The following is a 22,375-nucleotide window of genomic DNA, read 5'->3' as shown; positions in this document are numbered from 1 at the left end:
TAAAGGGAGGATGAGGCCGGTCTGTTCGGCCAGGGGGATGAAGTCGCCGGGGCTGATCATGCCGCGCTGGGGGTGGCGCCAGCGCACCAGGGCTTCGGCTCCCATGAGGCGGGCGTGGTGGTCTACCACGGGCTGGTAGTGCACGAGCAGCTCGTTGCGGGCCAGGCCCTGGCGCAGGTCGGCTTCGAGGTTGGAGCGGGCGTTCACGGCCGCCTGCATGTCGGGGTCGAAGAATCTCTGGGTGTTGCGCCCTGCGGCTTTGGCCTGGTACATGGCCAGGTCGGCGCGCTTCAAGAGTTCGTCCACCGTGAGGCGTTCGTCGCCAAACAGGGTGATGCCGATGCTGGGGGTGCTGTAGTGCTGGGCGCCGTCCAGGTCAAAGGGCTGGTTCAGGTTGGCCAGGAGTTTCTCGGCCACGGTTTCTGCCTGGGTGGCGGCGCTTTGCAGTTCGGGGGCCAGGGCTTCGAGCATGACGACGAATTCGTCGCCGCCAAAACGGGCCACGGTGTCGGCTTCGCGCACGCTGCCCACCAGGCGGGCGGCGACTTGCGACAGGAGCCGGTCGCCCATGTCGTGGCCCAGGGTGTCGTTGAGGTCTTTGAAGTTATCGAGGTCGATGAACAGCAGCGCGCCCAGGCTTTTGGTGCGCTGGCAGGCGGCGATGGAGCGCTGCAGGCGGTCCAGCAAGAGGCGGCGGTTGGGCAGGCCGGTCAAGGCGTCGTAGAAGGCCAGGCGTTCGATTTCCTGCTCTGCGCGTTTGCGGTCGGTGATGTCGCGGCACACACCCAGCACACCGGTCACGCGGCCGTGCAGGTCGCGGATGGGGGTCTTGATGGTCTCGAACTGGCCCTGGTAGCCGTCTTCGGCAAAGGTAAGCGTTTCCTCATACACCAGCGGCTGCCAGGCCTGCATGGCGCGCTGGTCGTACTTGCGAAAGCGCTCGGCCTCGGCCGGGGTGGTCAGGTCATAGTCGTTGCGGCCCACCACATCGCGCTCGGGCCGTCCCGCAAACCGCTCGAACACGGGGTTGACCGACAGGTACACGCCTTCGGCATCCTTGAGGAACACCATGTCGGGCATGGCGTTGACCACCCGCGCCAGATGTGCCTTCTGGTGCGCCAGCTCCTGCTCGATGCGCTTGAGCGCCGTGAGGTCGTAGGCGAAAACCACCACGGCCGATGCCCCCTGCTCCGTGACGGCCTCGGGCGCGAGGGTAGTGTGGCGGTACTGCATGCCGTCGGGCCCGTCGATGCGGTTTTCAAACACCGCCGTCTCGCCCGCAAAGGCCTTGTCGAGGTGGGGCTGCATGCGCACAAACACCTCGGGCGGGATCACGTCCTGCAACAACCGGCCCAGCAGGTCCTGCGGCGTCTTGTACAGCCAGCGCGCCTGTTGCTCGTTGACATACAGGACCCGCAGGTCGCGGTCGAGCCGGGCCACCCCGCCCGGCACCAGGCGCAGCATGTTGGCCATGAGCGCATCCTTGGCGCGCGCGGCCTCTTCGGCCTGGTGGTGCGCCGTGATGTCGGTCTGCACCCCGTCCCACAACACGCGGCCATCGTCGAGCAGGCGGGGCGAGGAGTTCAGGTGCATCCAGCGCACCTGGCCATCGGTGCGGCGCACGCGAAAAACCGCCTCCAGGCTGGTCATGGACAGAAAGGAGTTCCGCTCCGCCGTACGCAGGCGCTCCATGTCTTCGTCCAGGATCTGCCGGTAGAGCACGCCGGGGTCGTCCAGCACCTCTTGCACACGCAAGCCATTGAGGCGTTCGATCGCATCCCCCATGTGCACAAAGTGCACGCGGCCGTCGAGTTCGCGCACCACCTGGAACAGCACGCTGTGGGGCAAATTGCGGCCCAGCAGCGACAGGCGGCCTTCGCTCTCGCGCAGGCGGCTCTCGGCCGTCTGGATGCGCGCAAAGGGCCGGCGGATGCCTGCATCGAACACTGCCTGATACAGCAACGCGTAGGCCACCACCCGCAGGCCATGCGCCAGCGGCCCGCCGACGGGGGAATGGCCGCCCAGCACCCCCACGGTGATTTCGCCGCACACAAACGCCATGGCCGCCCAGGCAAACAGGCGGTCGCGGGGCTGGCTTTCGCCCTCCGTGCCCGCTTGCGCATCGCGGCGGCCCCGGCGGTAGAGCACCCCGGCAATCACGGCCAGCGCCAGCACCAACCCCGCTGCGAGCGCCTGGCGCAGCACACCGCCAGCGGCCTGGGCAAACCAGCCCGGCAAGGGGCCCATGGCCGACCCCACCACCAGCAACGTGATCCCCCCGGAAACCGCCAGCCAGGCCTGGGGCGCCCCCGGCGCCGCCAGCCGCTTGGCCATGAGCCCCAGGGTGAGCACCTCGGCCAGACGCGCCCAGCTGCTGAGCCACAGGGAGATATGGGCAGTGCCCACCGGCATGTGCACCGGGCCGGAGTGCACCAGCACGCCATGCAGAAAATTGCAGGCCGCTGCGACCCCCACCCCCACCACCAGCACGTTGGCCCTCGCCTGTTCGTGCGCTTCGAGCGCGTGCAGCGACACCGACACCACCAGCAGCCCCAGCAACACCGCCGCCATCTCCAACAGTGGCTCCAGCCCGTGCTGCGCCCCAGCGCCGTCCCCCAGCAGCTGCACCAGCGGCAAGACCACCAGGGCCAGCACCACCACCACCAGCACCACCGTGACAGCGGGCGCGTCCGACAGGTAGGAGCGCGCGGTCAGAGGGGGTGGGGAAGGGGCCATGGGCAGCGTGGGGAGAGCGGTGCAGAAGCGGGGCGGGGTGTGATTCCGGAAGTACGCCACAAGTGTATCGAGGCGTAAGGAAATGACCAGACCGCCGCCACCGGTCGCAACCTCCTGGGCCACCCCAAGAAAAACGGGGCCGAAGCCCCGTTGAGCAACCGCTCAGAAGGTGTGAATGAACCCGGCGTGCCCGAGCAGGCCGCCAAAACGCGCCCGATCTAGGCGCAAAGCGCAGCCATAGCGCGGGCTATGGCGAGCATTGGCAACGACGAGCGGGTGTGTTTTGGCGGGATGAGCGGGCATGGCGGGTTCGTTCACACCTTCTCAGCCCTCCAGCAATTGCCGCAGTACAAAGGGCAGGATGCCCCCGGCACGGTAGTAGTCCACCTCGATGGGGGTGTCGATGCGCAGCGTGACCACCACTTCGCGCACTGTGCCATCGGCGCGGCGGATGACCAGCCGGGCATCGCTCTGCGGGGTGAGCGCGGGGTCGGGCAGCACGTCGATGACCTCGTTGCCCGTGAGGCCCAGCGTCTCCCACGAGTCGCCCGCCTTGAATTGCAGCGGCAGCACGCCCATGCCCACCAGGTTGGAGCGGTGGATGCGCTCGAAGCTGCGCGCCACCACGGCCTTGATGCCCAGCAGCTGCGTACCCTTGGCGGCCCAGTCGCGGCTGGAGCCGGTGCCATATTCCTCGCCCGCAAACACCACGGTGGGCGTGCCCTGGGCCATGTACTGCATGGCAGCGTCGAAGATGAACATCTTCTCGCCCTGCAACGCCCCCTCGTTCTGGAACACCGTCACCCCGCCCTCTTCGCGCGAGCCGTCGGCCGTGGGCGGAATCATCAGGTTCTTGATGCGCACATTGGCAAAGGTGCCGCGCACCATCACGTCGTGGTTGCCGCGCCGCGCGCCGTAGCTGTTGAAGTCGGCCTTTTGCACGCCGTGCTGCAGCAGCCACTGGCCTGCGGGCGAGCTTTCCTTGATGGAGCCTGCGGGCGAGATGTGGTCGGTGGTGATGGAGTCGCCAAACAGCGCCATGATGCGCGCGCCCATCACCGACGGAAGTTGGGCATCTTTTTGGCCTTCTCCGCGCGTCCCGCTTGCCTTATTAGCTCCTTTTTCAAGAGCAAACTGGGCAAAAAACGGCGGCTCGGCAATGTAGGTGCTGGCGGGCCAGGTGTAGGCCGTGCCGCTCACGCCCTGGATCTTCTCCCACAGCTTGCCGGGGTCGGTCGCCACCTTGGCGTAGTTGTCGCGGAAGGCCTTGCCCTTCATCGCGAACTTCAGCAGCGCATGCACCTCGTCGCTGCTGGGCCAGATGTCGCCCAGGTAGATGTCTTTGCCGCCCTTGCCTTGGCCCACGGGCTCGGTCATCAGGTCCTTGAGCACCGTGCCCGCAATGGCGTAGGCCACCACCAGCGGCGGGCTGGCCAGAAAGTTGGCCTTGAGGTTGGGGTGGATGCGCGCCTCGAAGTTGCGGTTGCCCGACAGCACGGCCGCGCACACCAGGTCGTTCTGGGTGATGGCCTCGTTCAGCTCGGGCGTGAGGTCGCCCGCGTTGCCGATGCAGGTGGTGCAGCCGTAGCCCGCAATCGAGAAACCCAGTTTTTCCAGGTACGGCAGCAGGCCGGTTTCGCTGAGGTACTCGGTCACGATGCGCGAGCCGGGCGCGAGCGAGGTCTTGATGTGCGGCTGCACCTTGAGCCCTGCCTCCACCGCCTTCTTGGCCAAAAGGCCTGCCGCCAGCAGCACGCTGGGGTTGCTGGTGTTGGTGCAGCTGGTGATGGCGGCAATCAGCACATCGCCATTGCCCACAGTGGGGTCGGCGCCCCTGGCGGGCAGCGTGGCGCTGCGGGCCTCGGCATGCGCGGTGGCCAGGGCCGGTTTGTTGGCCTCCATCTCCACCACCGAACGCGGTGCGCCCGCCGGGGTGGGTTTGCCGTCCGGCGTCACGTCGGCCACCACCTCGGCCGCGCGGTGGATGTGGAACCGCGTGTGCAGCAGCTCGGCCGGGCGGTTGAAGCCGTTGTGTGCGGCGGGCTGGCTGAACAGGTCGGCAAACTGGCGGCTGACCTGGCCCAGCTCGATGCGGTCTTGCGGGCGCTTGGGGCCGGCCAGGCTGGGGGTGACGCTGCCCAGATCCAGCGTCACCACCTGCGAGTAGTCCACCTCGCCCGCCAGCGGCACGCCGAACAGCCCTTGGGCCTTGAAGTAGGCCTCGAAGGCTTCGATCTCGGCCTTGGTGCGGCCCGTGCCCTGGAAGTAGTCGATGGTCTTTTCATCGACCGGGAAGAAGCCCATGGTGGCGCCGTACTCCGGCGCCATGTTGCCGATGGTGGCGCGGTCGGGCAGCGCCAGGGTGCGCGTGCCTTCGCCAAAAAATTCGACAAACTTGCCCACCACCTTGTGCTTGCGCAGCAGCTCGGTCACCGTGAGCACCAGGTCGGTGGCCGTCACGCCTTCGCGCAGCCGCCCGGTCATCTCAAAGCCCACCACATCGGGCGTGAGGAAATACACCGGCTGGCCCAGCATGGCGGCCTCGGCCTCGATGCCGCCCACGCCCCAGCCCACCACGCCGATGCCGTTGATCATGGTGGTGTGGCTGTCGGTGCCCACCAGGGTGTCGGGGTAGAAAACGCCGTCCTTGCGCTTGTGCACCCCACGCGCCAGGTATTCGAGGTTGACCTGGTGCACGATGCCAAAGCCCGGCGGCACCACGCCAAAGGTGTCAAAGGCCTGCATGCCCCATTTCATGAACTCGTAGCGCTCGCGGTTGCGCTGGAATTCGAGCTTCATGTTGAGGTCGAGCGAGTTCTTCTTGCCGTAGTGGTCGATCATGATGGAGTGGTCCACCACCAGGTCCACGGGCACCAGGGGTTCGATCTTCTTGGGGTTCTTGCCCAGCTTGGCAGCCACGCTGCGCATGGCGGCCAGGTCGGCCAGCAGCGGCACACCGGTGAAGTCCTGCAGCACCACGCGCGAGACAACAAAGGGGATCTCGTCCTTGCGCTCGGCATTCGGCGCCCAGCGGGCCAGCTGCTCCACATGCTCCGGCGTCACCTTGCGGCCATCGCAGTTGCGCAGCACCGATTCGAGCACGATGCGGATCGACACCGGCAGGCGCTTGATTTCTGGAAACTGTTTGGCCAACGCGGGCAGCGAGTAGAACTGGCCGTCTTTGCCAGACGCTGTCCTGAAGCTCTTGAGGGTGTTGGCAAACGCGTGGCGGGCGGGCTGGGGCGACGACTTGCGTGAAGTGGCCATGGCGGACTCCTGTGAAAGGCAACACGACCTATTCTGGCAGTCCTGCATGGCGGTGCAATCGTGGGGCCTTACCACCCCGGGGTGTGGCGGCGGCCCCCCGCCATGGGGAGGGTGGCATTTATCCAACAAAAATGGCCGTTTCCGCCTGATAGACAAGCAAAGTTAGCTATATTTTGTATAGCAAACAGTTATGCACCATCACGCCGCTGCCCACACACGCAGGCGGCGCACGCCCCACCACTGCAGCTCGGCCAGCAGCGCCACCGACACCACATGCACCAGCAGATAGGCCTGGCCCAGCAGCGTGGGCGTGAGCGTGGAGCCCAGCAGCAGCACCAGGCTGGCCGCCGCCCAGGCCAGGTTGCCCCCGATCAGCACCCACAGCCAGCCCCGGGGCATGGGTTCGGACCGGGCAATCGCGATGGCCAGCGCGGCGTAGCCCAGCAGCATCACGCCCGTGGCCTGCAGCAGCCCTGCAGGCAAACCCAGCCACTCGGCCAGCGGTGCGGTAAGCAGCAGGTGCAGCGCGCCCAGCAAGACGCCCGTCGAGGCATCGAACCAGACCACGGCACGCAGGAATCGGGGAGAAGACATCAGGTTGGCGAACATGGAAAGCTCCTTGGTGGATGAAACAACGGATGAAAGAGGCCTCCATCGTTCCCGCCCCGGCGCATGCCGTCGATGACCTGGCAGGTAATGGCCCGTGCGCGGTTTGCACCTAGGATGCGGCCATGACCTCCACCAACTCCGCACCGCACCGTCCCCCGCGCCATCCCCTGCCGCACCGCGTGGCAGCTGCGGGGCCCGCCTCGTTTGGCGACCACCTGCGCACCTGGCGCCAGCAGCGCCACCTGAGCCAGCTGGAACTGGCCGACGAGGCGGACATCTCCACACGCCACGTGAGCTTCATGGAAACCGGCCGCACCAACCCCAGCCGCGACATGGTGCTGCGCCTGTGCGAGCGCCTGGCCATCCCGCTGCGCGAGCGCAACGCCCTGCTGGTGGCGGCGGGCTATGCACCCATGTACCGCGAACGCGCGCTGGACGACCCCGCCCTGGCCGCCGCCCGCCAGGCGGTGGAGCTGGTGCTCAAGGGCCACGAGCCCTGCCCCGCGATTGCGCTCGACCGCTGCTGGAACGTGGTGGCCACCAACCGCGCCGCGCTGGCCCTGTTGTCTGCCCATGTCAGCCCCGAGCTGCTGGCGCCGCCCATCAATGTGTTTCGCCTGAGCCTGCACCCCCAGGGCCTGGCACCCCGCATTGCAAACCTGGCGCAATGGCGCGCGCACCTGTTCGAGCGCCTGCGCCAGCAAATCCAGGCCACGGCCGACCCCACCCTGATCGCCTTGCAGGCCGAGTTGCAGGAATACCCCGCCCCCGAAGAAACCACGCCACTGGTTTTGGCCGGAGAAATGCTGGGCGTGGTCATGCCGTTTTGTTTCGAGAGCGTGCACGGCATGTTGTCGCTTATCAGCACCACCACGATATTCGGCACCCCGGTGGATGTGACATTGCAGGAGCTGGCTGTGGAGTCGTTCTTTCCGGCCGACGATTTCACCGCCAACGCACTGCGCGAACTGGCCCGGCAGCAAAATACCGGCGGCTGAAGCCTACCAACCCGCTGATACAGATCTGCGGATACAGACAGATCCGCAGCATGTCGGTCTTGGGGGGAAGGCTGCTTGCAGCCACGCTTAAACCCCCTGCGCGCACCCATAAAAAAAGCCCGCATCAGCGGGCTTTTTTGTGGTGGGAGTTGTAGCCCATCAAATGGCGAACTTCTCGCGGTTTTCGTTTTGAATCCACTTGGGCGCCTTGCCACGGCCGGTCCAGGTCTGGCCGGTGGCGGGGTCGCGGTACTTGGGTGCCACCTTGGAGCCTGCCGTGGAGCTGCGGCCGGTTTTGCCTGCGGCCTTGCCAGCAGGGAATACATCCTGGGCGGTCAGGCCATATTCGGCGACCAGTGCCCGAACCTGGGAAACAGCATCCGACAACTCGCGGCGCCGTGCTTCGCTGATTTGTTGCTCAAGGGCTTCCCGCTGCTTCAAAAGTTCTTTGTAGCTGGTCATGGTGTCTGAATAAGAAGTGTGAGGTTGGTGACAACGCGATTATAGGAATAATCCCTCAACAGGGAAGCACGGCCTGCAAATTTCTCCGAGAAAACCACAAATAACAGGGGTCTATATTCATTCAGTGCGAATACCGAGGCCTTGCATTGGGGAGTGTTTGCTTTTTTCAAGCCCCCCGGGAGGGGTACTTCAGCGCCTTTTCATGAATATCTCCGGCACCCAACTGGGGCCCCGCACGGACGAGGCGGCTTGTTGAGCACCCTGCTGCACCCCTGGTGTAATCCACCACCATCTCGGCAGAAAATCCACACTCCATCCCCTCCCCACGACACCATGGCTATTTATTGCATCGGCGATATCCAGGGCTGCGACAGCGCCCTGGGTCGCCTGCTGGACACCATCGGCTTTTCTGCCAGCCGCGACACCGTTTACCTGCTGGGCGACCTGGTCAACCGGGGGCCCGATTCGGCCGCCGTGCTGCGCCGCAGCATGCGCCATGGCGACGCGATCCGCTGCCTGCTGGGCAACCACGACCTGCACCTGCTGGCCGCCGCCGCAGGGGCGCGCAAGCCTTCGCGGCGCGACACGCTGGCCTCGGTGCTGGACGCCCCCGACCGCGAGGCCCTGCTCGCCTGGGTGCGCCAGCAGCCCCTGGCCCGCGCGCACGAGCATGCCGGGCAGACCTTGCTGATGGTGCATGCCGGTGTGCTGCCCGCCTGGTCGGCGGCCGACACGCTGGCCTATGCCGACGAAGTGCAGGCCGTGTTGCGCAGCCCCGAGCTGCCCGCCTTCTTGCAGGCCATGTATGGCAACACCCCCGACCGCTGGAGCGACTCGCTCACCGGCACCGACCGCCTGCGCGTGATCGTGAACGCCCTCACCCGGCTGCGCTTTTGCTCGGCCGACGGGGTGATGGATTTTGAGAGCACCGAAAGCGCCAGCGCCGCGCCGCCCGGGCTCATGCCCTGGTTCGATGTGCCGGGCCGCCGCACGGCGGGCACCGTGATGGCCTTTGGGCACTGGTCCACCCTGGGCTGGCTCAACCGCAGCGACCTGCTGGGGCTGGACACCGGCTGCGTGTGGGGCGGCTGCCTGAGCGCCGTGCGGTTCGGCGCCACGCTGGCCGACCGAGAACTGCTGCAGGTGCACTGCGAGCAGGCCCAGGCGCCCGGCTGAGCCGCAGAAGCGTCAGGACATCAAGACGCCACCGCCTCCAGCAGCGCCGCCATGGCGGTGGACTGCCACACGCTGCCGTCCTGCCCGGCCACCAGCACCGCCAGCCCGGGCACACGCTGCGGCAGCGCCCTGCCCGCCTGCGGGCCCTGCACCATCAGCGCAGCGCCCAGGCCGTTGACGGCCGCCACATCGCGCGCCACCAGGCTCACGCCATGCACGCCAGAACTGGGGCGGCCCGTTCGCGGGTTGAGCACATGGTGCTGCCGCTGGCCCGCGTGGAAAAAGAAACGTTCGTAGTCGCCCGACGATGCCACCACGCCGGTGCCCGCCACCGGCACCACGCCCAGCAGGCGTTCGGGCGCACGCGGGTCGCGCAGCCCCACACGCCAGGGCCTGCCTTGCCACAGCCCGTGGGTCAGCACATCGCCACCGCCGTTGATCAGGGCGTTCTCGACCCCCTCCGAGCGCAGCACCTTCATGCCTGCTTCGAGGATCGGGAGCTTGGCGATCCCACCCAGGTCCAGCGCCATGCCCTGGCGCACCAGAAAGGCCGTGCCCGCCCGCGCGTCGAGCACCAGGCCCCGGGCATCCACCAGCGGCCGCTGGCGCGCCAGCTCGGCCGCTCCCGGCACCAGCTTGTTGCTGTCCGGGCCAAAGTTCCACGATTTGAAGGCGCCCACGGTCACATCAAAAGCGCCCCGGCTCAGGGCCGACACGCGCTGTGCACTCTGCAGCACGGCCATGACTTCGGGCGGCACGGCCACGGGCGTGATGCCTGCCGCCAGATGAATGCGGCTGACCACACTCTGCGGCTGGTAGCGGCTCATCAGCGCCTCCAGCCGCTGCATCTCGGCATAGGCGCGGCCGATCGCGTGGCGCAGCAGCGGGCCATCGGGGCCCTCGGCGACGATGTCCACCTGCGTGCCCATCAGGGGCCGGGTGGCGCGGCAGGGTTGCAGGCGCCCACCCGCTGCGGCTGCCCCGGTGTGCCAGAGCACGCTGCCCAGCAAAGGCAGCGCCATGGCCACGCGGCGGCGTGACAGGCCGTGGGGGCGCACAGACGCTTGCTGCATGCGGCCTCCGCTCAGAGCGACTTGTCGGCCATGTAATCCACGGCCGCCTTCACTTCGGCGTCGCTCAGGTTGGCGGCACCGCCCTTGGCGGGCATCATGCCCTTGGCTCCGGTAAAGCCGTCGATCGCGTGCTTGTACAAGGTGTCCTTGCCCTGGGCAATGCGCGGGCCCCAGTCGGCCTTGTCACCGGGCTTGGGGGCACCGGCCACGCCAGCGGCGTGGCACATGGCGCAGGTCTTGCCAAACACGCTCTTGCCCAGCTCGTTCTCCGGGGCCGGGGCAGCCGCCGGGGCGGGTGCGGCGGCTGCACTGACGGCGGCAGGCGCCGACGCCGCTGCGGCAGGTTCCGGCTTCTTGTCGCCACAGCCCGCCAGCAGCGCGGCCACGATCGCTGCGGCGACCATCATGGTGTTCTTTTGCATCGCATACATCCTGTTCTTGGGGGTTGAAACATCCATCCCGAAGGGCCTGGCAAGCACTGCGCGGGCCTTTCTTGAAGGGGTGCAGGAACTGTAGGCGCTGGGGCCGCTGTGGGGCAGAGGGGTGCGGCGCCAAAGGATGATTCAGATCAATTAGATTCATATTACGTGAATCTATTATCCAGCCCATGCAAAGCCACCACTCCCTGCGAACCCTGCGCCTGTGGGTACTGGCGTGGTTTGTGTTGGCGCTGGGGGTGGCGGTGGCGGCTCCGCTGGTGTCACCCCGCAGCATGGAGCTGGTCTGCTCCGGCGCGGGCAACGGCGCGGCGCAGCTGGTGATCAAGACCGCCGACGGCCTGGCAGTGCTGGACACATCGACGCTGGACTGCCCCCTGTGCCTGGCGGCCGACACGCCGCCCACCGCCCCACACGCAGCACAGCCCACGGCACACGCCTCGGTGTGTGCGCCCCACATGGGCACCCCTTTCTTCGCACAGGCCAGGGCGGCGCTCAGCCCCCCGGCGCGTGCACCCCCGTTTTTCAACTGAGCCCATCCCCAAGAGGAACCAAGCATGACCGAAAGAAAAGACGCCCCCCTTCCCACCGCCGGCCTGGGCCGACGCAGCTTCATCAACACTGCCGCCCTGGTGGGGTTGACCGCTGGCGTGGCCGCCTGCACCGAGAAGCCCAGTGCCGCCACACCCGCTGCACCCGCTGCACCCGCCGCCGCACCGGCAGGTGGCCACGCCAGCGCTGGCGCCAGCGTGCACCTCAAGCCCGGCGAGCTGGACACCTACTACGGCCTGTGGAGCGGTGGCCACACGGGCGACATGCGCGTGCTGGGCCTGCCTTCGGGCCGCGAGATCACCCGCATCCCCTGCTTCGTGCCCGACGCACTGGTGGGCTGGGGTATCACCAACGAGAGCAAGAAGGTCATGGGCACCAAGCCCGACGGCAGCCTGAAGTACACGGTGGCAGACACCCACCACACGCACGCCTCGTACAAGGACGGCAACTACGACGGCCGCTACGCCTGGATCAACGACAAGATCAACAGCCGCATCGCGCGCATCCGCCTCGACTACTTCATCTGCGACAAGATCACCGAGCTGCCCAACGTGCAGGGCTTTCACGGCATCTTCCCGGACAAGGCCGACCCGGTGGACCCGGCCATCAACTACACCACGCGTGTGTTCTGCGGCGGTGAATTCGCCATTCCTCTGCCCAACACGGGCACGGAAGACTCGGGCAAATACCGTTCGATGTTCAGCTGCGTGGATGCCGAGACCATGGAAGTGCGCTGGCAGGTGCTGATCGACGGCAACTGCGATCTGGTCGCCACGTCGTACGACGGCAAGCTGGCCGCCACCAACCAGTACAACGTGGAGATGGGCGCGAAGTACGAGGACATGATGTCCGCCGAACGCGACGCCTGCCTGTTCTTCAACGTGGCCCGCATCGAGGCCGCCGTGAAGGCAGGCAAGTTCAAGACCATCGGCAGCAGCAAGGTGCCCGTGGTGGACGGCACGCACGAAGCCAACAAGGACCCCAAGACCGCTCTCACGGCCTACGTGTCGGTGCCCAAGAACCCGCACGGCGTGAACGCCAGCCCCGACGGCAAGTACTTCATCTGCGCGGGCAAGCTCTCGCCCACCGGCACCGTGATCGAACTGGCCAAGGTGCTCGACTACTTCGACGGCAAGCTTGAAAAGCTCGATTCCGCCATCGTGGCCGAGGTGGAACTGGGCCTGGGCCCGCTGCACACCGCGTTTGACGGCCGGGGCAACGCCTACACCACGCTCTTCCTGGACAGCCAGGTCGTGAAGTGGAACGTGGAGGCCGCCATCAAGTTCCACGCGGGCGACAAGACCGCCAAGTACGTGGTGGACCGCCTCGATGTGCAATACCAGCCGGGCCACTTGAACGCCTCGCAGTCCGAAACCAAGGCCGCCGACGGCAAGTTCCTGGCCGTGGGCTGCAAGTTCTCCAAGGACCGCTTCCTGCCCGTGGGGCCGCTGCACCCCGAGAACGAGCAGCTCATCGACATCTCGGGCGAGAAGATGGTGCTGATGGCCGACCACCCCGTGCGCGGCGAGCCGCATGACTTCATCATCTTCAAGCGCGACCTGGTCAAGCCCAAGCAGGTCTACACGCTCGACGAGTTCCCGCTGGCCGTGAAGGACCCGAAGGAATCCGGCGTGTTCCGCAATGGCAAGAAGGTCACGGTGAAGCTGACATCGCAGGCACCGGCCTTCAGCCTGCGCGAGTTCAAGCTCAAGAAGGGCGACGAGGTCACGCTGATCCTGACCAACCTGGACAAGATCGAGGACCTGACGCACGGCTTCGCCATCCCGAACTACAACGTGAACTTCATCGTGAACCCGCTGGAGACCGCGTCCGTGAGCTTCGTGGCCGACAAGCCCGGCGTGTTCTGGTGCTACTGCACGCACTTCTGCCATGCGCTGCATCTGGAGATGCGCACTCGGATGATTGTGGAAGCTTGAATGGGGCGATCCCCCTGAGGCGCTGCGCGCCTTCACCCCTTCTCTCGAATGGCTGCGCCATTCGGGAAGGGGGACGCAGCCCTCGCTGCGGGGCGGCCCTTGCTTGGCTGCCCTGGTCTTTTGGGGCACGCCAGTTGCGCAGATTGCGCCCCTTCTTTGAATCAAATGAGCCTCTACCGCGCATTCAGCATGTGCTAGTAGCTATCAAAACAATAGTCCCATGATGTCCCTCGCCCCCCGGATCGCTGCCTGCTGCATGGCCCTGCTGCTGGCGCTGCTCGCGCCCCGCGCCCATGCGGGTGCGTACGAGGCCGAGCTGCCCGCCAATCTGGCCACGGCGAGCGACCTGTGTGCGCTGCTGCCATGCGCCGATGCGTTCCCCGGGGCCGTGCGGTTTTCCGAGCGCAAGGGGCAGCCGCCGTATGTCGAGGCCTATGGCGATGGCGGCAAGCTGCTGGGCTACGTGATGCTGTCCACGGACATCACCGACACGCCCGCGTACTCGGGCAAGCCGGTGGTCACGCTCATCGGCATGGATGCGCAGGGCCGCTTCGTGGGCATCAAGGTGCTCAAGCATTCCGAGCCCATCCTGCTCTTGGGCATTCCGGAATCGGCGTTGACGAACTTCAACAACCAGTACCTGGGCAAGTCGGTCACCGACACCATCGAGGTCGGCCCCTCGCGCCCCGAGGAGAACGTGCTCGGCGTCGATGCCATCTCCGGCGCCACCGTCACCGTGGTGGCCCAGAACCAGGTGGTCATGGCCTCGGGCTCGGCCGTGGCACGGCAGACGGGCATCATCGCGCCCACGGTGCGCGAGGCCGCGCGCTTTGCCCGCACCAGCCCGGCCTACAGCTGGGCCCAGCTGGTGCAGATGGGCGCCGTGCAGCAACTGCTGGTCAAGCCCGAGCAGGTGGGCCTGCCACGCGGCCCCGAGCCCTTCATCGAGCTGTGGTTCGGCGACCTGAACCACCCCGACGTGGGCCAGAGCCTGCTGGGCAGGAACGGCTTCGAAAGCCTGCGCTCCCGCCTGAAGGACAGCGAGAGCGCGCTGTTCGTCATCAAGACCGCCGGGCAGGAGTCGTTCAAGGGCTCGGGCTTCGTGCGCGGCGGCATCTTCGACCGGGTGCAGGTCAAGCAGGGGGCGGACTCCTTCACCTTCCGCGACCTGGACGCGCTCAACCTCTACGGGCTGGAGGCCGCAGGTGCACCCGGGTACAACGAATCGGCCATCTTCATCATCCGCTCGCAGGCCTTCTCGGCCGCGTACCCTTGGAAGTTCGCCTTCCTGGGTAACCGCGTGGACCGCGCCACCGGCCACCGCAGCTTTGCGGTGTTCGAATCCAAATACTGGCTGCCTGCCGCGCTGCTCGACGGCGGCCGCCCCAAGGTGAAGGAGCCCGATGCGCCCTGGGTGCGCATCTGGAAGTCGCAGGCCTTGCCCATCGCGCTGTTCGCGCTGCTGCTGGTGGGCGTCACCGTGGTCTATGCGCTGCGCGAAACACTCACGCGCCGCTCCACCCACAAGAACAAGTGGCCGGTGAACGCGTTCAAGTACAGCTTCTGGGCCATCAGCATCGGCTGGATCGGCTTCGGCCAGATGGCCCAGCCCTCCATCACGCAGGTGCTGACCTGGTTCCACGCGCTGCTCTTTCAGTGGACCTGGTCGCTGTTCCTGTCCGACCCGTTCATCTTCCTGTTCTGGATCTTCATCATCGCCACGGTGTTCCTGTTCGGACGCGGGTTGTTCTGCGGCTGGATGTGCCCGTTCGGGTCGCTGCAGGAGGGCATCTACAAGATCGCGCGCGTCCTGGGTCTCAAGCGCTTTCAGACCCAGCTGCCGCAGAAGTGGCACGACCGGCTCAAGTGGGTCAAGTACGCGGTGTTCTTCGGGCTGCTGGCAGTGTCGATGTTCTCCATGGGTCTGGCCGAGAAACTGGCCGAGGTGGAGCCGTTCAAGACCACCTTCCTGGTGGGCGTGCTCAACCGCGCCTGGCCCTATGGCCTGTTCGTGGCGGCCATCCTGGGCGTGTCGATCTTCATCGAGCGGCCGTACTGCAAGTACATCTGCCCGCTGGGCGCGTCGCTCGCCATGCCCAGCACGTTCCGCTGGTTTGGCCTCAAGCGCAAGCAGGACTGCAACAGCTGCAAGGCCTGCGCCGTGGGCTGCGGCGCGCAGGCCATCGATGCCGACGGCCGCATCGACCACCGGGAGTGCCTGCACTGCCTCGATTGCATGGTGCTCTATACCGACACAAAGGGCTGCCCGCCGCTGGCCAAGGAGCGCAAGCGCCGCGAGAAGGACGGCCTCGCGATCACGCCCATCGGCGCCAACGGCTACTTCATCCCCATCCACCCCGCCACCGTGGCCGATCAGATTTCGGCCAAGGCCGCGCAGGGGCCGGACCCGCGCATGCCCACCGCACAGGCACAGCCTGCGCACAAGGCCGATGTCCATGGCCTGCGCTGGATCTGGGCAGAACTGGTGGACCACCTGTGGCCCTGGAGCCGCGAAGGCTGGGCATCGCGGCGCGCGCTGCACATCGCGGGCTTCTCGCTGGCCGTCGCCGCCAGCGTGGCCTGGGTGATGGCGGCCCTGGGCACGCTGTCCTCGGGCGCCATCATCGGCTGGTGGTTCGGCTGGAGCGTGTACGAGGTGCTGATCCGCCTGTCGGGCAAGCGCTACGTGAAGGACGGGCCCTGGTGGCAGGGCCGCTACCGCGTGGCGGGCGTGATGGACATGCTGAGCTACGTAGGCTTCAAGAACCTGCTGATCGGTGCGGCACTGTTCCTGGCCATCAAGGCGCTGGTGGGGCTGGCGTGATGAAGCTGCCCCTGGCCCTCTCTGCCCCAGCCCTGGCGCTGATGCTGGCTTTGCCCGCCTGCGCCGCCACGGTGCAGGTCACCCCCGGGCAGGACCTGCAGGCCGCCGTCAACGCCGCCGCGCCGGGCGACACGGTGGAGGTGCTGCGCGGCGTCTACCGCGTGAACACGCTGCGCATCGACAAGGCGCTGACCCTGCGCGGCATCGGCCGCCCCACGGTGAGCGGCGGCCAGCAAGGCGACACCATCCGCGTGGCCGCACCCGACGTGGTGATCGACGGCCTGATCGTGCGCGACTCCGGCACCAGCCTCAAGGACCAGAACGCGGGCATCTACATCCAGCCCGGCGCGCACCGCGCGGTGGTGCGCAAAAGCGACCTCACCTACAACCTGTTCGGCCTGTGGATCGAGAAGGCCGACGGCGTGCAGGTGCTGCACAACACCATCACCGGCCTGCGCGACGTGAACTCCTCGCAGCGCGGCAACGGCGTGCAGCTGTACAACACCCAGGGCGCCCGCATCGAGGGCAACCACATCAGCTTCGTGCGCGACGCGCTGTATGTGGACGTGTCGCACCACGCGGTCTTCAAGGGCAACCGGCTGCACCACAGCCGCTACGGCACGCACTACATGAACTCCTACTACAACCTGTGGGAGGACAACGACACCTACAACAACCGGGGGGGCCTCGCGCTGATGGAAGTGCGCGACCAGGTGGTGCGCAACAACCGGGCGTGGAGCAACAGCGACCACGGCATCATGCTGCGCACGCTGCAGGACTCGGTCATCGAGAACAACCTGGTGGCCGACAACCAGCGCGGCTTCTTCATCTACGACGTGGAATACGCCACGCTGCGCGGCAACCGGGTGGTGCGCAACACCGTGGGCGTGCACCTGTCGGCCGGCTCCACCCGCAACGTGGTGGACGGCAACGACTTCATCGGCAACCGCGAACAGGTGCGCTATGTGGGCGCCCGCGACGAGCGTTGGGGCGGCCCGCTGGGCAACTACTGGAGCAACTACCTGGGCTGGGACCGCGACGGCAACGGCGTGGGCGACGTGCCCTACGAAGCCAACGACATGGTGGACCGCCTCACCTGGCGCCACCCCACCATCAAGCTGCTGCTGGCCAGCCCCGCCGTGCAGGCCCTGCGCCTGGTGGGCCAGCAGTTCCCCGTGCTGCGCGTGCCCACCGTGGTCGATCCGAAGCCCCGCATGCAGCCCCTTGCGCAATCGCCCGTGCAGCCAGACACACCCGAACGGAATCTTCAGCGTGACCCGCAATCCTCCCCCCATTGACCTGCGCGCCGACCCCGCCATCGAGGTGCTGGGCGCCCACAAGCACTACGGCGCGCACCACGCCGTGGACGGCATCGACCTGCGCATCGAGCGCGGCGAAATCCTGGGCCTCATCGGCCACAACGGCGCGGGCAAGAGCACGCTGTTCAAGATGATCCTGGGCCTCACGCCCGCCACCTCCGGCGAGATCCGCGTGGGCGGCACCAGCGTGTCGGGCCGCGACTTCCGCACCGCGCGGCGCCACCTGGGCTACCTGCCTGAAAACGTGGTGCTCTACGACAACCTGAGCGGGCTGGAGACGCTGCGCTTCTTCGCCCGCCTCAAGGCCGCGCCGCTGGCCCAATGCGCCGCGCTGCTCGACCAGGTGGGCCTGGCATCGGCCGGCAACCGCCCGGTGCGCGAATACTCCAAAGGCATGCGCCAGCGCCTGGGCTTCGCGCAGGCGCTGCTGGGATCGCCCCAGGTGCTGCTGCTGGACGAACCCACCAACGGCCTGGACCCGCAGGCCATCCGCGACTTCTATGCCACGCTGCGGCGTTTGCAGGCCCAGGGCGTGACCATCGTCATCACCTCCCACATCCTGGCTGAGCTGCAGGAGCGCGTGGACCGGCTGGCCATCCTGGCGTCGGGGCGGCTGCAGGCTCTGGGCAGCGTGCAGGCGTTGCGCGAGCGCACACACATGCCGCTGGCCATCGACCTCGTGCTCGCCCCGGCCGATGTTCCGGCCGCGCAGCAGGCCGTGGCCCGGCTGCTGGGCATCACCCCGCTGCCAACGCCCGAGGGCCTGCGCCTGACCTGCCCCCGCGAGCTGAAGGTCGCCACGCTCGCGGCCCTGGCGCCGCTGGGCACGCGGCTCGCGGACGTGCAGATCCATGAGCCATCCCTCGAAGACGTGTATTTCGGGCTGCGCGAGCTATGAAACATTGTCTGTTTGCACACTGCGCAAGCCCCTCTCCCCTCGCGGGAGAGGGGTGGGGGAGAGGGGGTCTGATCCAGCACCGCGCCCGTTGCGCCCCCTCTCCCCAGCCCTCTCCCGCAAGGGGAGAGGGAGCAATACCGCCCGTTGAATGCGTTATGGGTCACTGATATGGAATTCACCCAAATCCTCACCATCGCCGCCAAGGAATTCCGCGACCGCATGCGCAACCGCTGGGTGCTGGCGGTGGCCCTGGTGTTCACTGTGTTCTCTCTGGCCATCACCTACTTCGGCGGTGCGCAGCAGGGCACGGTGGGCCTGCGCTCCATCGAGTTCACCATCGCGAGTCTGGTCAGCCTGGTGATCTACCTGATCCCGCTGATCGCGCTGCTGCTGGGCTTCGATGCCATCGTGGGCGAACGCGAGCGCGGCTCGCTCGACCTGCTGCTGTCGCTGCCACTCACCCGGCTGGAGCTGCTGCTGGGCAAGTACCTGGGGCTGGCGGGAGCGCTCACGGTGTCCACGCTGGCGGGTTTTGCACTGGTGGCCGTGCTGCTGTACCGCCAGTTCGGCTGGGGCGGGCTGTTTCACTATGGCGGTTTCATGGCCAGCGCCGTGCTGCTGGGCCTGGCGTTCCTGAGCCTGGCCCTGCTGCTGTCGGTGCTGGTGCGCGAGCGCACGCGCGCCTCGGGGCTGGCGATTGCCGCGTGGTTCTTCTTCGTGCTGGTGTTCGACCTGCTGCTGCTCGGCGCCCTGGTGGCCACGGGCGGCAGCCACGGCGGCGAGGCCATGGCCTACCTGCTGCTGCTCAACCCCGCGGACGTGTTCCGCATCCTCAACGTGTTCTCGCTGGAAGACGTGCGCACCCTGTACGGCCTGACCAGCATCGTGCCCCCAGCCCTGGCCAAGCCATGGCTCATGGGCGCGGTGATGGGCGGCTGGATCGTGGTGCCGCTGGCGCTGGCGGGCTGGAGATTCAAACCATGACACACCATTACCAATGCACCTGCGCCACGCGGCGCCAACTGCTGGGCTGGGCTGCGCTCGCATCGCTGGGCGCGCTCACCGGCATCGCTGGCTGCAGCCAGGCAGACACCGGTGCGCAATCCCTCGCCCCGGTGGAAATCGACCGCACCACCAGCTGCGAGCTGGACGGCATGCTGCTGGCCGACTACCCCGGCCCCAAGGCCCAGGTGCACTTTGCGGGGCAGAGCAAGCCCTCGTTCTTCTGCGACACCGTGGAGCTCTTCAGCACGCTGCTCGCGGGCGAGCAGGTGCGCGCCGCGCAGGCCGTGTACGTGCAGGACATGGGCAAGGCCGACTGGAACGCCCCGCAAGGCCACTGGATTGACGGCAAGACCGCCCTCTACGTGGTGGGTGGCAAGCGCCACGGCTCCATGGGCTCGACCATCGGCAGCTTTGCGCAAGAGGCCGATGCGCAGAAGTTCGCGGCCGAATACGGTGGCAAGGTGCTGCGGTTTGTCGAGATCCGGCCCGCCATGGTGGACCTGAGCGGCGGCGCGCTGCACGACACCCGCATGTGAGCCAGCCATGCGCCTGCTGCCTCACCCTGCCCCCGACCGCACCCGCCCGCCCACCCGGCGGGCTGCGCTGGCAGCCCTGCTGGTGCTGGGCACAGGCGCGATCGCGGCCGGTGGGGCGGCGTGGCCCTGGCGGCGGGGCAGCGGCAACGCATCGTCCACCGCTCCGTTCGGGCCGGGCGACGACGTGTGCATTGTTGCGCCGCCCACGCCATACAACCCGGCGTCCGGCCAGCCGCTAGCGGCTGCGCGCGAAGTGCCCCAGGACGCCCGCTGCCCCGTGTGTGGCATGTACCCGGCGCGCGCACGCGCCTGGGCGGCCCAGGTGATCTTTGCGGATGGGGATGCGTATTTTTTCGACTCGCCGCTGAGCCTGATGCTGTACCTGGGCAATGTGGCGCACTACACGCGGGGCCGCGTGCCCGAGGCCATCGTGGCCCGCTATGTGAGCGATGCCGACACCGGCGCCTGGGTGGACGCACGCCAGGCGGTGTATGTGACAGGCTCTTCGGCCCTGGGGCCCATGCGGGCGGGCAATCTGCCAGCGTTTGCGGGGGCTGCAGCAGCGCAGCGGTTTGTGCAGGTGCAGGGCGGCAGCCTGCGCGCATTCAGCGCCATCGACGCGCCCCTGCTGCGCGGACTGGCGCCCCACCTGCGGGCCGGCTACCACCAACACAGGGAGGCCCCGTGAAGCGGGCCACATGGTGCAGGCCCCATGGCAGGGGCTCGCTGCGCACTAGCTATTAAAAATATAGCTATTGACGCTTACTGGACAAGCGGTAGATGCCAAAAAACCTTCAAGCCGGCGTTTACTGCGCCGAGGTTTCGGGCTGGGCGGCCTTGAACAGTGCAGCCACCTTGCGCTTGGGCTTGATGTTGGCCGAGATGCTGCTGCGCGGCGCGGCCTTGGTCGCGGCCTCCCAGGCGGGGGCGGCGTCCGAGGCTGGGCTGGCCTCGTAGGGTTTCTCGAAGAACGGGTCGCGCGAGATTGCGGCGGGACGGAAGCCCCGGTGCTGATCGCGCGGATCGCGGGACTCACGCCCCCCCCGGTAGTCACGATCACGTTCGCGGCGGGGAGCCGATGCACCCAAGGCATCGCGGCCATCGCCCGTCTCACCCGCTTCGCGCCAGGCGCGGCGGCCGTCGTTGATGCGGCCCCGGGGCTGGTCTTCGTCGTATTCAACGGCTTCCAGCTCGATCTTCTTCTTGATGAGCTTCTCGATGTCGGCCACCAAGCGCGCATCGCTGCCCGACACCAGCGTGACGGCCAGGCCGGAGGCGCCTGCACGGCCCGTGCGGCCGATGCGGTGCACATAGTCTTCGGCGTTGAAAGGCACGTCGAAGTTGAACACAGCGGGCACGTCCTTGATGTCCAGGCCGCGCGCGGCCACGTCGGTACACACCAGCAGGTCCACTTCGCCCTTCTTGAAGGCTTCGAGCGCCTTGAGGCGCTCGTCCTGGCTCTTGTCACCGTGCAGCGCCGCCGTCTTGAGACCTTCGCGCTCCAGGCTGCGCGCCAGGCGGGCGCAGCCGAGCTTGCTGTTCACGAAGATGAAGGCCTGCTTGATGCCGCGCGTCTTGAGCACCTGGTGGATGGCGCGGCGCTTGTCGTCGTCATTGGCGCTGTAGAAGCGCTGCTCCACCGTGGAGGCCGTCTCGTTCGGGCGGGCCACCTCGATGGTGATGGGGTTCTGCAGGTAGCTGCTGGCCAGGCGCTTGATCTCGGGCGAGAACGTGGCGCTGAAGAGCAGCGTGGTGCGCTGCTTGGGCAGGTAGCTCAGGATGCGCTGCAGGTCGGGCAGGAAGCCGATGTCCAGCATGCGGTCGGCCTCGTCGAGCACCACGTACTCGACCTGGTTGAGCACCGCATTCTTGGCCTCGATGTGGTCCAGCAGGCGGCCCGGCGTGGCCACCAGCACCTCGACGCCTTTTTTCAGCTCGATGGTCTGGGGCTTCATGTCCATGCCGCCAAACACCACGGTGCTGCGCAGCTTGGTGTGCTTGGCGTACAGCGCGATCTGCTGGGCCACCTGGTCGGCCAGCTCGCGCGTGGGCAGCAGCACCAGGGCGCGCACCGGGTGGCGGGCGGGCGAGGTGGAACTGTTTTCGTGCTTGAGCAGGCGCTGCAGCAGGGGCAGCGAGAAGGCGGCGGTCTTGCCGGTGCCGGTCTGGGCGGCACCCATCACGTCCTGGCCGGTGAGCACGACCGGAATGGCCTGCTCCTGGATGGGCGTCATGGACTCGTAGCCCATTTCGGCCACGGCACGTGCCAGCGGCTCGGCCAGCGATAGATTGGAAAAGGAACTAGTCATTAAAAGCGTGTTTGTAGGCGACGCTGAATTTATGTCTGAGCAATGTGGCACGCCCTTGGGAGGGGGCTGGCTGCAAGGCGCAAACCGCAGCCGGGCTGGTGGCCCGGCGAGGAGTGCAACGCCGCAGAGAGGGCCTCAGCGGGCAATGTGCCGTGCGCCGGGGACTGTTGGGGCGTTGCGCTAGAACCTGCTCACGATCTCCCACGGCCCCGGGGCCGCGCGAGGTCATGAACAGGC

At 67.2% G+C, this 22,375-nt stretch carries 17 protein-coding genes; 10 read left to right on the top strand and 7 right to left on the bottom strand.

Going from position 1 to position 22,375, the window contains the following annotated elements:
• The 3 genes from A1D30_RS20245 to A1D30_RS20235 all read right to left on the bottom strand — a co-directional run.
• Positions 1-2,736 (bottom strand): diguanylate cyclase (locus A1D30_RS20245; protein ID WP_063462527.1); only part of this gene is annotated, 2,736 nt, incomplete at its 3' end.
• A gap of 324 nt (positions 2,737-3,060) precedes the next feature.
• Positions 3,061-6,003 carry an aconitate hydratase gene (locus tag A1D30_RS20240; RefSeq protein WP_063462526.1) on the bottom strand — a complete coding sequence of 981 codons (2,943 nt, stop codon included), beginning with the start codon at positions 6,001-6,003 and terminating at the stop codon, positions 3,061-3,063.
• Positions 6,004-6,201: 198 nt separating this feature from the next.
• The gene (locus A1D30_RS20235; protein WP_063462525.1) at positions 6,202-6,612 is read right to left on the bottom strand and encodes a hypothetical protein; all 411 of its coding nucleotides are present in this window, start codon (positions 6,610-6,612) and stop codon (positions 6,202-6,204) included.
• 122 nt (positions 6,613-6,734) lie between these two features.
• Here A1D30_RS20235 and A1D30_RS20230 point away from each other — a divergent pair, with 122 nt between their 5' ends.
• Positions 6,735-7,610 carry a helix-turn-helix transcriptional regulator gene (locus A1D30_RS20230; RefSeq protein ID WP_063462524.1) on the top strand — a complete coding sequence of 292 codons (876 nt, stop codon included), beginning with the start codon at positions 6,735-6,737 and terminating at the stop codon, positions 7,608-7,610.
• A 159-nt stretch (positions 7,611-7,769) separates the two neighbouring features.
• Here the strand turns inward: A1D30_RS20230 and A1D30_RS20225 are convergent, their stop codons facing one another.
• Positions 7,770-8,072, bottom strand: coding sequence for an H-NS histone family protein (locus tag A1D30_RS20225; RefSeq protein ID WP_063462523.1), 303 nt, complete (start codon positions 8,070-8,072; stop codon positions 7,770-7,772).
• A 333-nt stretch (positions 8,073-8,405) separates the two neighbouring features.
• Here A1D30_RS20225 and A1D30_RS20220 point away from each other — a divergent pair, with 333 nt between their 5' ends.
• The gene (locus tag A1D30_RS20220) at positions 8,406-9,248 is read left to right on the top strand and encodes a symmetrical bis(5'-nucleosyl)-tetraphosphatase (RefSeq protein WP_063462522.1); all 843 of its coding nucleotides are present in this window, start codon (positions 8,406-8,408) and stop codon (positions 9,246-9,248) included.
• Between the two features lie 20 nt (positions 9,249-9,268).
• On the opposite strand, the gene A1D30_RS20215 is transcribed toward A1D30_RS20220, so the two are convergent.
• Both A1D30_RS20215 and A1D30_RS20210 read right to left on the bottom strand, forming a co-directional pair.
• Entirely contained in the window at positions 9,269-10,321 is a 1,053-nt protein-coding gene (locus A1D30_RS20215) for an FAD:protein FMN transferase (protein ID WP_063462521.1), read from the bottom strand.
• 11 nt (positions 10,322-10,332) lie between these two features.
• The gene (locus A1D30_RS20210) at positions 10,333-10,743 is read right to left on the bottom strand and encodes a c-type cytochrome (RefSeq protein ID WP_063462553.1); all 411 of its coding nucleotides are present in this window, start codon (positions 10,741-10,743) and stop codon (positions 10,333-10,335) included.
• Positions 10,744-10,928: 185 nt separating this feature from the next.
• On the opposite strand from A1D30_RS20210, the gene A1D30_RS20205 reads away from it, so the two are divergent.
• The 8 genes from A1D30_RS20205 (at position 10,929) to A1D30_RS20170 (ending at position 20,517) form a co-directional block, all read left to right on the top strand.
• On the top strand, positions 10,929-11,291 hold the full coding sequence (locus tag A1D30_RS20205; protein ID WP_063462520.1) for a hypothetical protein: 363 nt from the start codon (positions 10,929-10,931) through the stop codon (positions 11,289-11,291).
• A gap of 24 nt (positions 11,292-11,315) precedes the next feature.
• The gene (gene nosZ / locus A1D30_RS20200) at positions 11,316-13,247 is read left to right on the top strand and encodes a TAT-dependent nitrous-oxide reductase (RefSeq protein WP_063462519.1); all 1,932 of its coding nucleotides are present in this window, start codon (positions 11,316-11,318) and stop codon (positions 13,245-13,247) included.
• A gap of 220 nt (positions 13,248-13,467) precedes the next feature.
• A complete protein-coding gene (locus A1D30_RS20195; protein WP_063462518.1) occupies positions 13,468-16,071 on the top strand; it encodes a NosR/NirI family protein in 2,604 nt (867 codons plus the stop codon).
• Positions 16,071-17,369: a nitrous oxide reductase family maturation protein NosD gene (locus tag A1D30_RS20190; protein WP_063462517.1), complete on the top strand. Its 1,299-nt coding sequence runs from the start codon at positions 16,071-16,073 to the stop codon at positions 17,367-17,369. Before A1D30_RS20195 ends, A1D30_RS20190 begins: the two co-directional genes overlap by 1 nt.
• Positions 17,344-18,288 (top strand): ABC transporter ATP-binding protein, encoded by a 945-nt coding sequence (locus tag A1D30_RS20185; RefSeq protein WP_082836549.1) that lies wholly within the window; start codon positions 17,344-17,346, stop codon positions 18,286-18,288. Before A1D30_RS20190 ends, A1D30_RS20185 begins: the two co-directional genes overlap by 26 nt.
• 168 nt (positions 18,289-18,456) lie before the next feature.
• Positions 18,457-19,272: an ABC transporter permease gene (locus tag A1D30_RS20180; RefSeq protein ID WP_063462516.1), complete on the top strand. Its 816-nt coding sequence runs from the start codon at positions 18,457-18,459 to the stop codon at positions 19,270-19,272.
• Positions 19,269-19,829, top strand: a complete 561-nt coding sequence (locus A1D30_RS20175; protein ID WP_063462515.1) for a nitrous oxide reductase accessory protein NosL — start codon at positions 19,269-19,271, stop codon at positions 19,827-19,829. Before A1D30_RS20180 ends, A1D30_RS20175 begins: the two co-directional genes overlap by 4 nt.
• Positions 19,830-19,836: 7 nt before the next feature.
• A complete protein-coding gene (locus A1D30_RS20170) occupies positions 19,837-20,517 on the top strand; it encodes a nitrous oxide reductase accessory protein NosL (RefSeq protein ID WP_199866021.1) in 681 nt (226 codons plus the stop codon).
• Between the two features lie 118 nt (positions 20,518-20,635).
• Here A1D30_RS20170 and A1D30_RS20165 read toward each other — a convergent pair whose 3' ends face one another.
• Positions 20,636-22,138 (bottom strand): DEAD/DEAH box helicase, encoded by a 1,503-nt coding sequence (locus A1D30_RS20165; protein WP_063462514.1) that lies wholly within the window; start codon positions 22,136-22,138, stop codon positions 20,636-20,638.
• Positions 22,139-22,375: the final 237 nt, after the last annotated feature.

Origin of the sequence: Acidovorax sp. GW101-3H11 (genome assembly GCF_001633105.1) — a bacterium.
GTDB lineage: Bacteria > Pseudomonadota > Gammaproteobacteria > Burkholderiales > Burkholderiaceae_C > Acidovorax.
This window is presented reverse-complemented; position numbering and strand designations above follow the sequence as displayed.

Coding starts and splice junctions, on each gene's coding strand:
- A1D30_RS20240 (WP_063462526.1), bottom strand. CDS start 6,003: ATGGCCACTTCACGCAAGTCGTCGCCCCAGCCCGCCCGCCACGCGTTT.
- A1D30_RS20235 (WP_063462525.1), bottom strand. CDS start 6,612: ATGTTCGCCAACCTGATGTCTTCTCCCCGATTCCTGCGTGCCGTGGTC.
- A1D30_RS20230 (WP_063462524.1), top strand. CDS start 6,735: ATGACCTCCACCAACTCCGCACCGCACCGTCCCCCGCGCCATCCCCTG.
- A1D30_RS20225 (WP_063462523.1), bottom strand. CDS start 8,072: ATGACCAGCTACAAAGAACTTTTGAAGCAGCGGGAAGCCCTTGAGCAA.
- A1D30_RS20220 (WP_063462522.1), top strand. CDS start 8,406: ATGGCTATTTATTGCATCGGCGATATCCAGGGCTGCGACAGCGCCCTG.
- A1D30_RS20215 (WP_063462521.1), bottom strand. CDS start 10,321: ATGCAGCAAGCGTCTGTGCGCCCCCACGGCCTGTCACGCCGCCGCGTG.
- A1D30_RS20210 (WP_063462553.1), bottom strand. CDS start 10,743: ATGCAAAAGAACACCATGATGGTCGCCGCAGCGATCGTGGCCGCGCTG.
- A1D30_RS20205 (WP_063462520.1), top strand. CDS start 10,929: ATGCAAAGCCACCACTCCCTGCGAACCCTGCGCCTGTGGGTACTGGCG.
- nosZ (WP_063462519.1), top strand. CDS start 11,316: ATGACCGAAAGAAAAGACGCCCCCCTTCCCACCGCCGGCCTGGGCCGA.
- A1D30_RS20195 (WP_063462518.1), top strand. CDS start 13,468: ATGATGTCCCTCGCCCCCCGGATCGCTGCCTGCTGCATGGCCCTGCTG.
- A1D30_RS20190 (WP_063462517.1), top strand. CDS start 16,071: ATGAAGCTGCCCCTGGCCCTCTCTGCCCCAGCCCTGGCGCTGATGCTG.
- A1D30_RS20180 (WP_063462516.1), top strand. CDS start 18,457: ATGGAATTCACCCAAATCCTCACCATCGCCGCCAAGGAATTCCGCGAC.
- A1D30_RS20175 (WP_063462515.1), top strand. CDS start 19,269: ATGACACACCATTACCAATGCACCTGCGCCACGCGGCGCCAACTGCTG.
- A1D30_RS20170 (WP_199866021.1), top strand. CDS start 19,837: ATGCGCCTGCTGCCTCACCCTGCCCCCGACCGCACCCGCCCGCCCACC.
- A1D30_RS20165 (WP_063462514.1), bottom strand. CDS start 22,138: ATGACTAGTTCCTTTTCCAATCTATCGCTGGCCGAGCCGCTGGCACGT.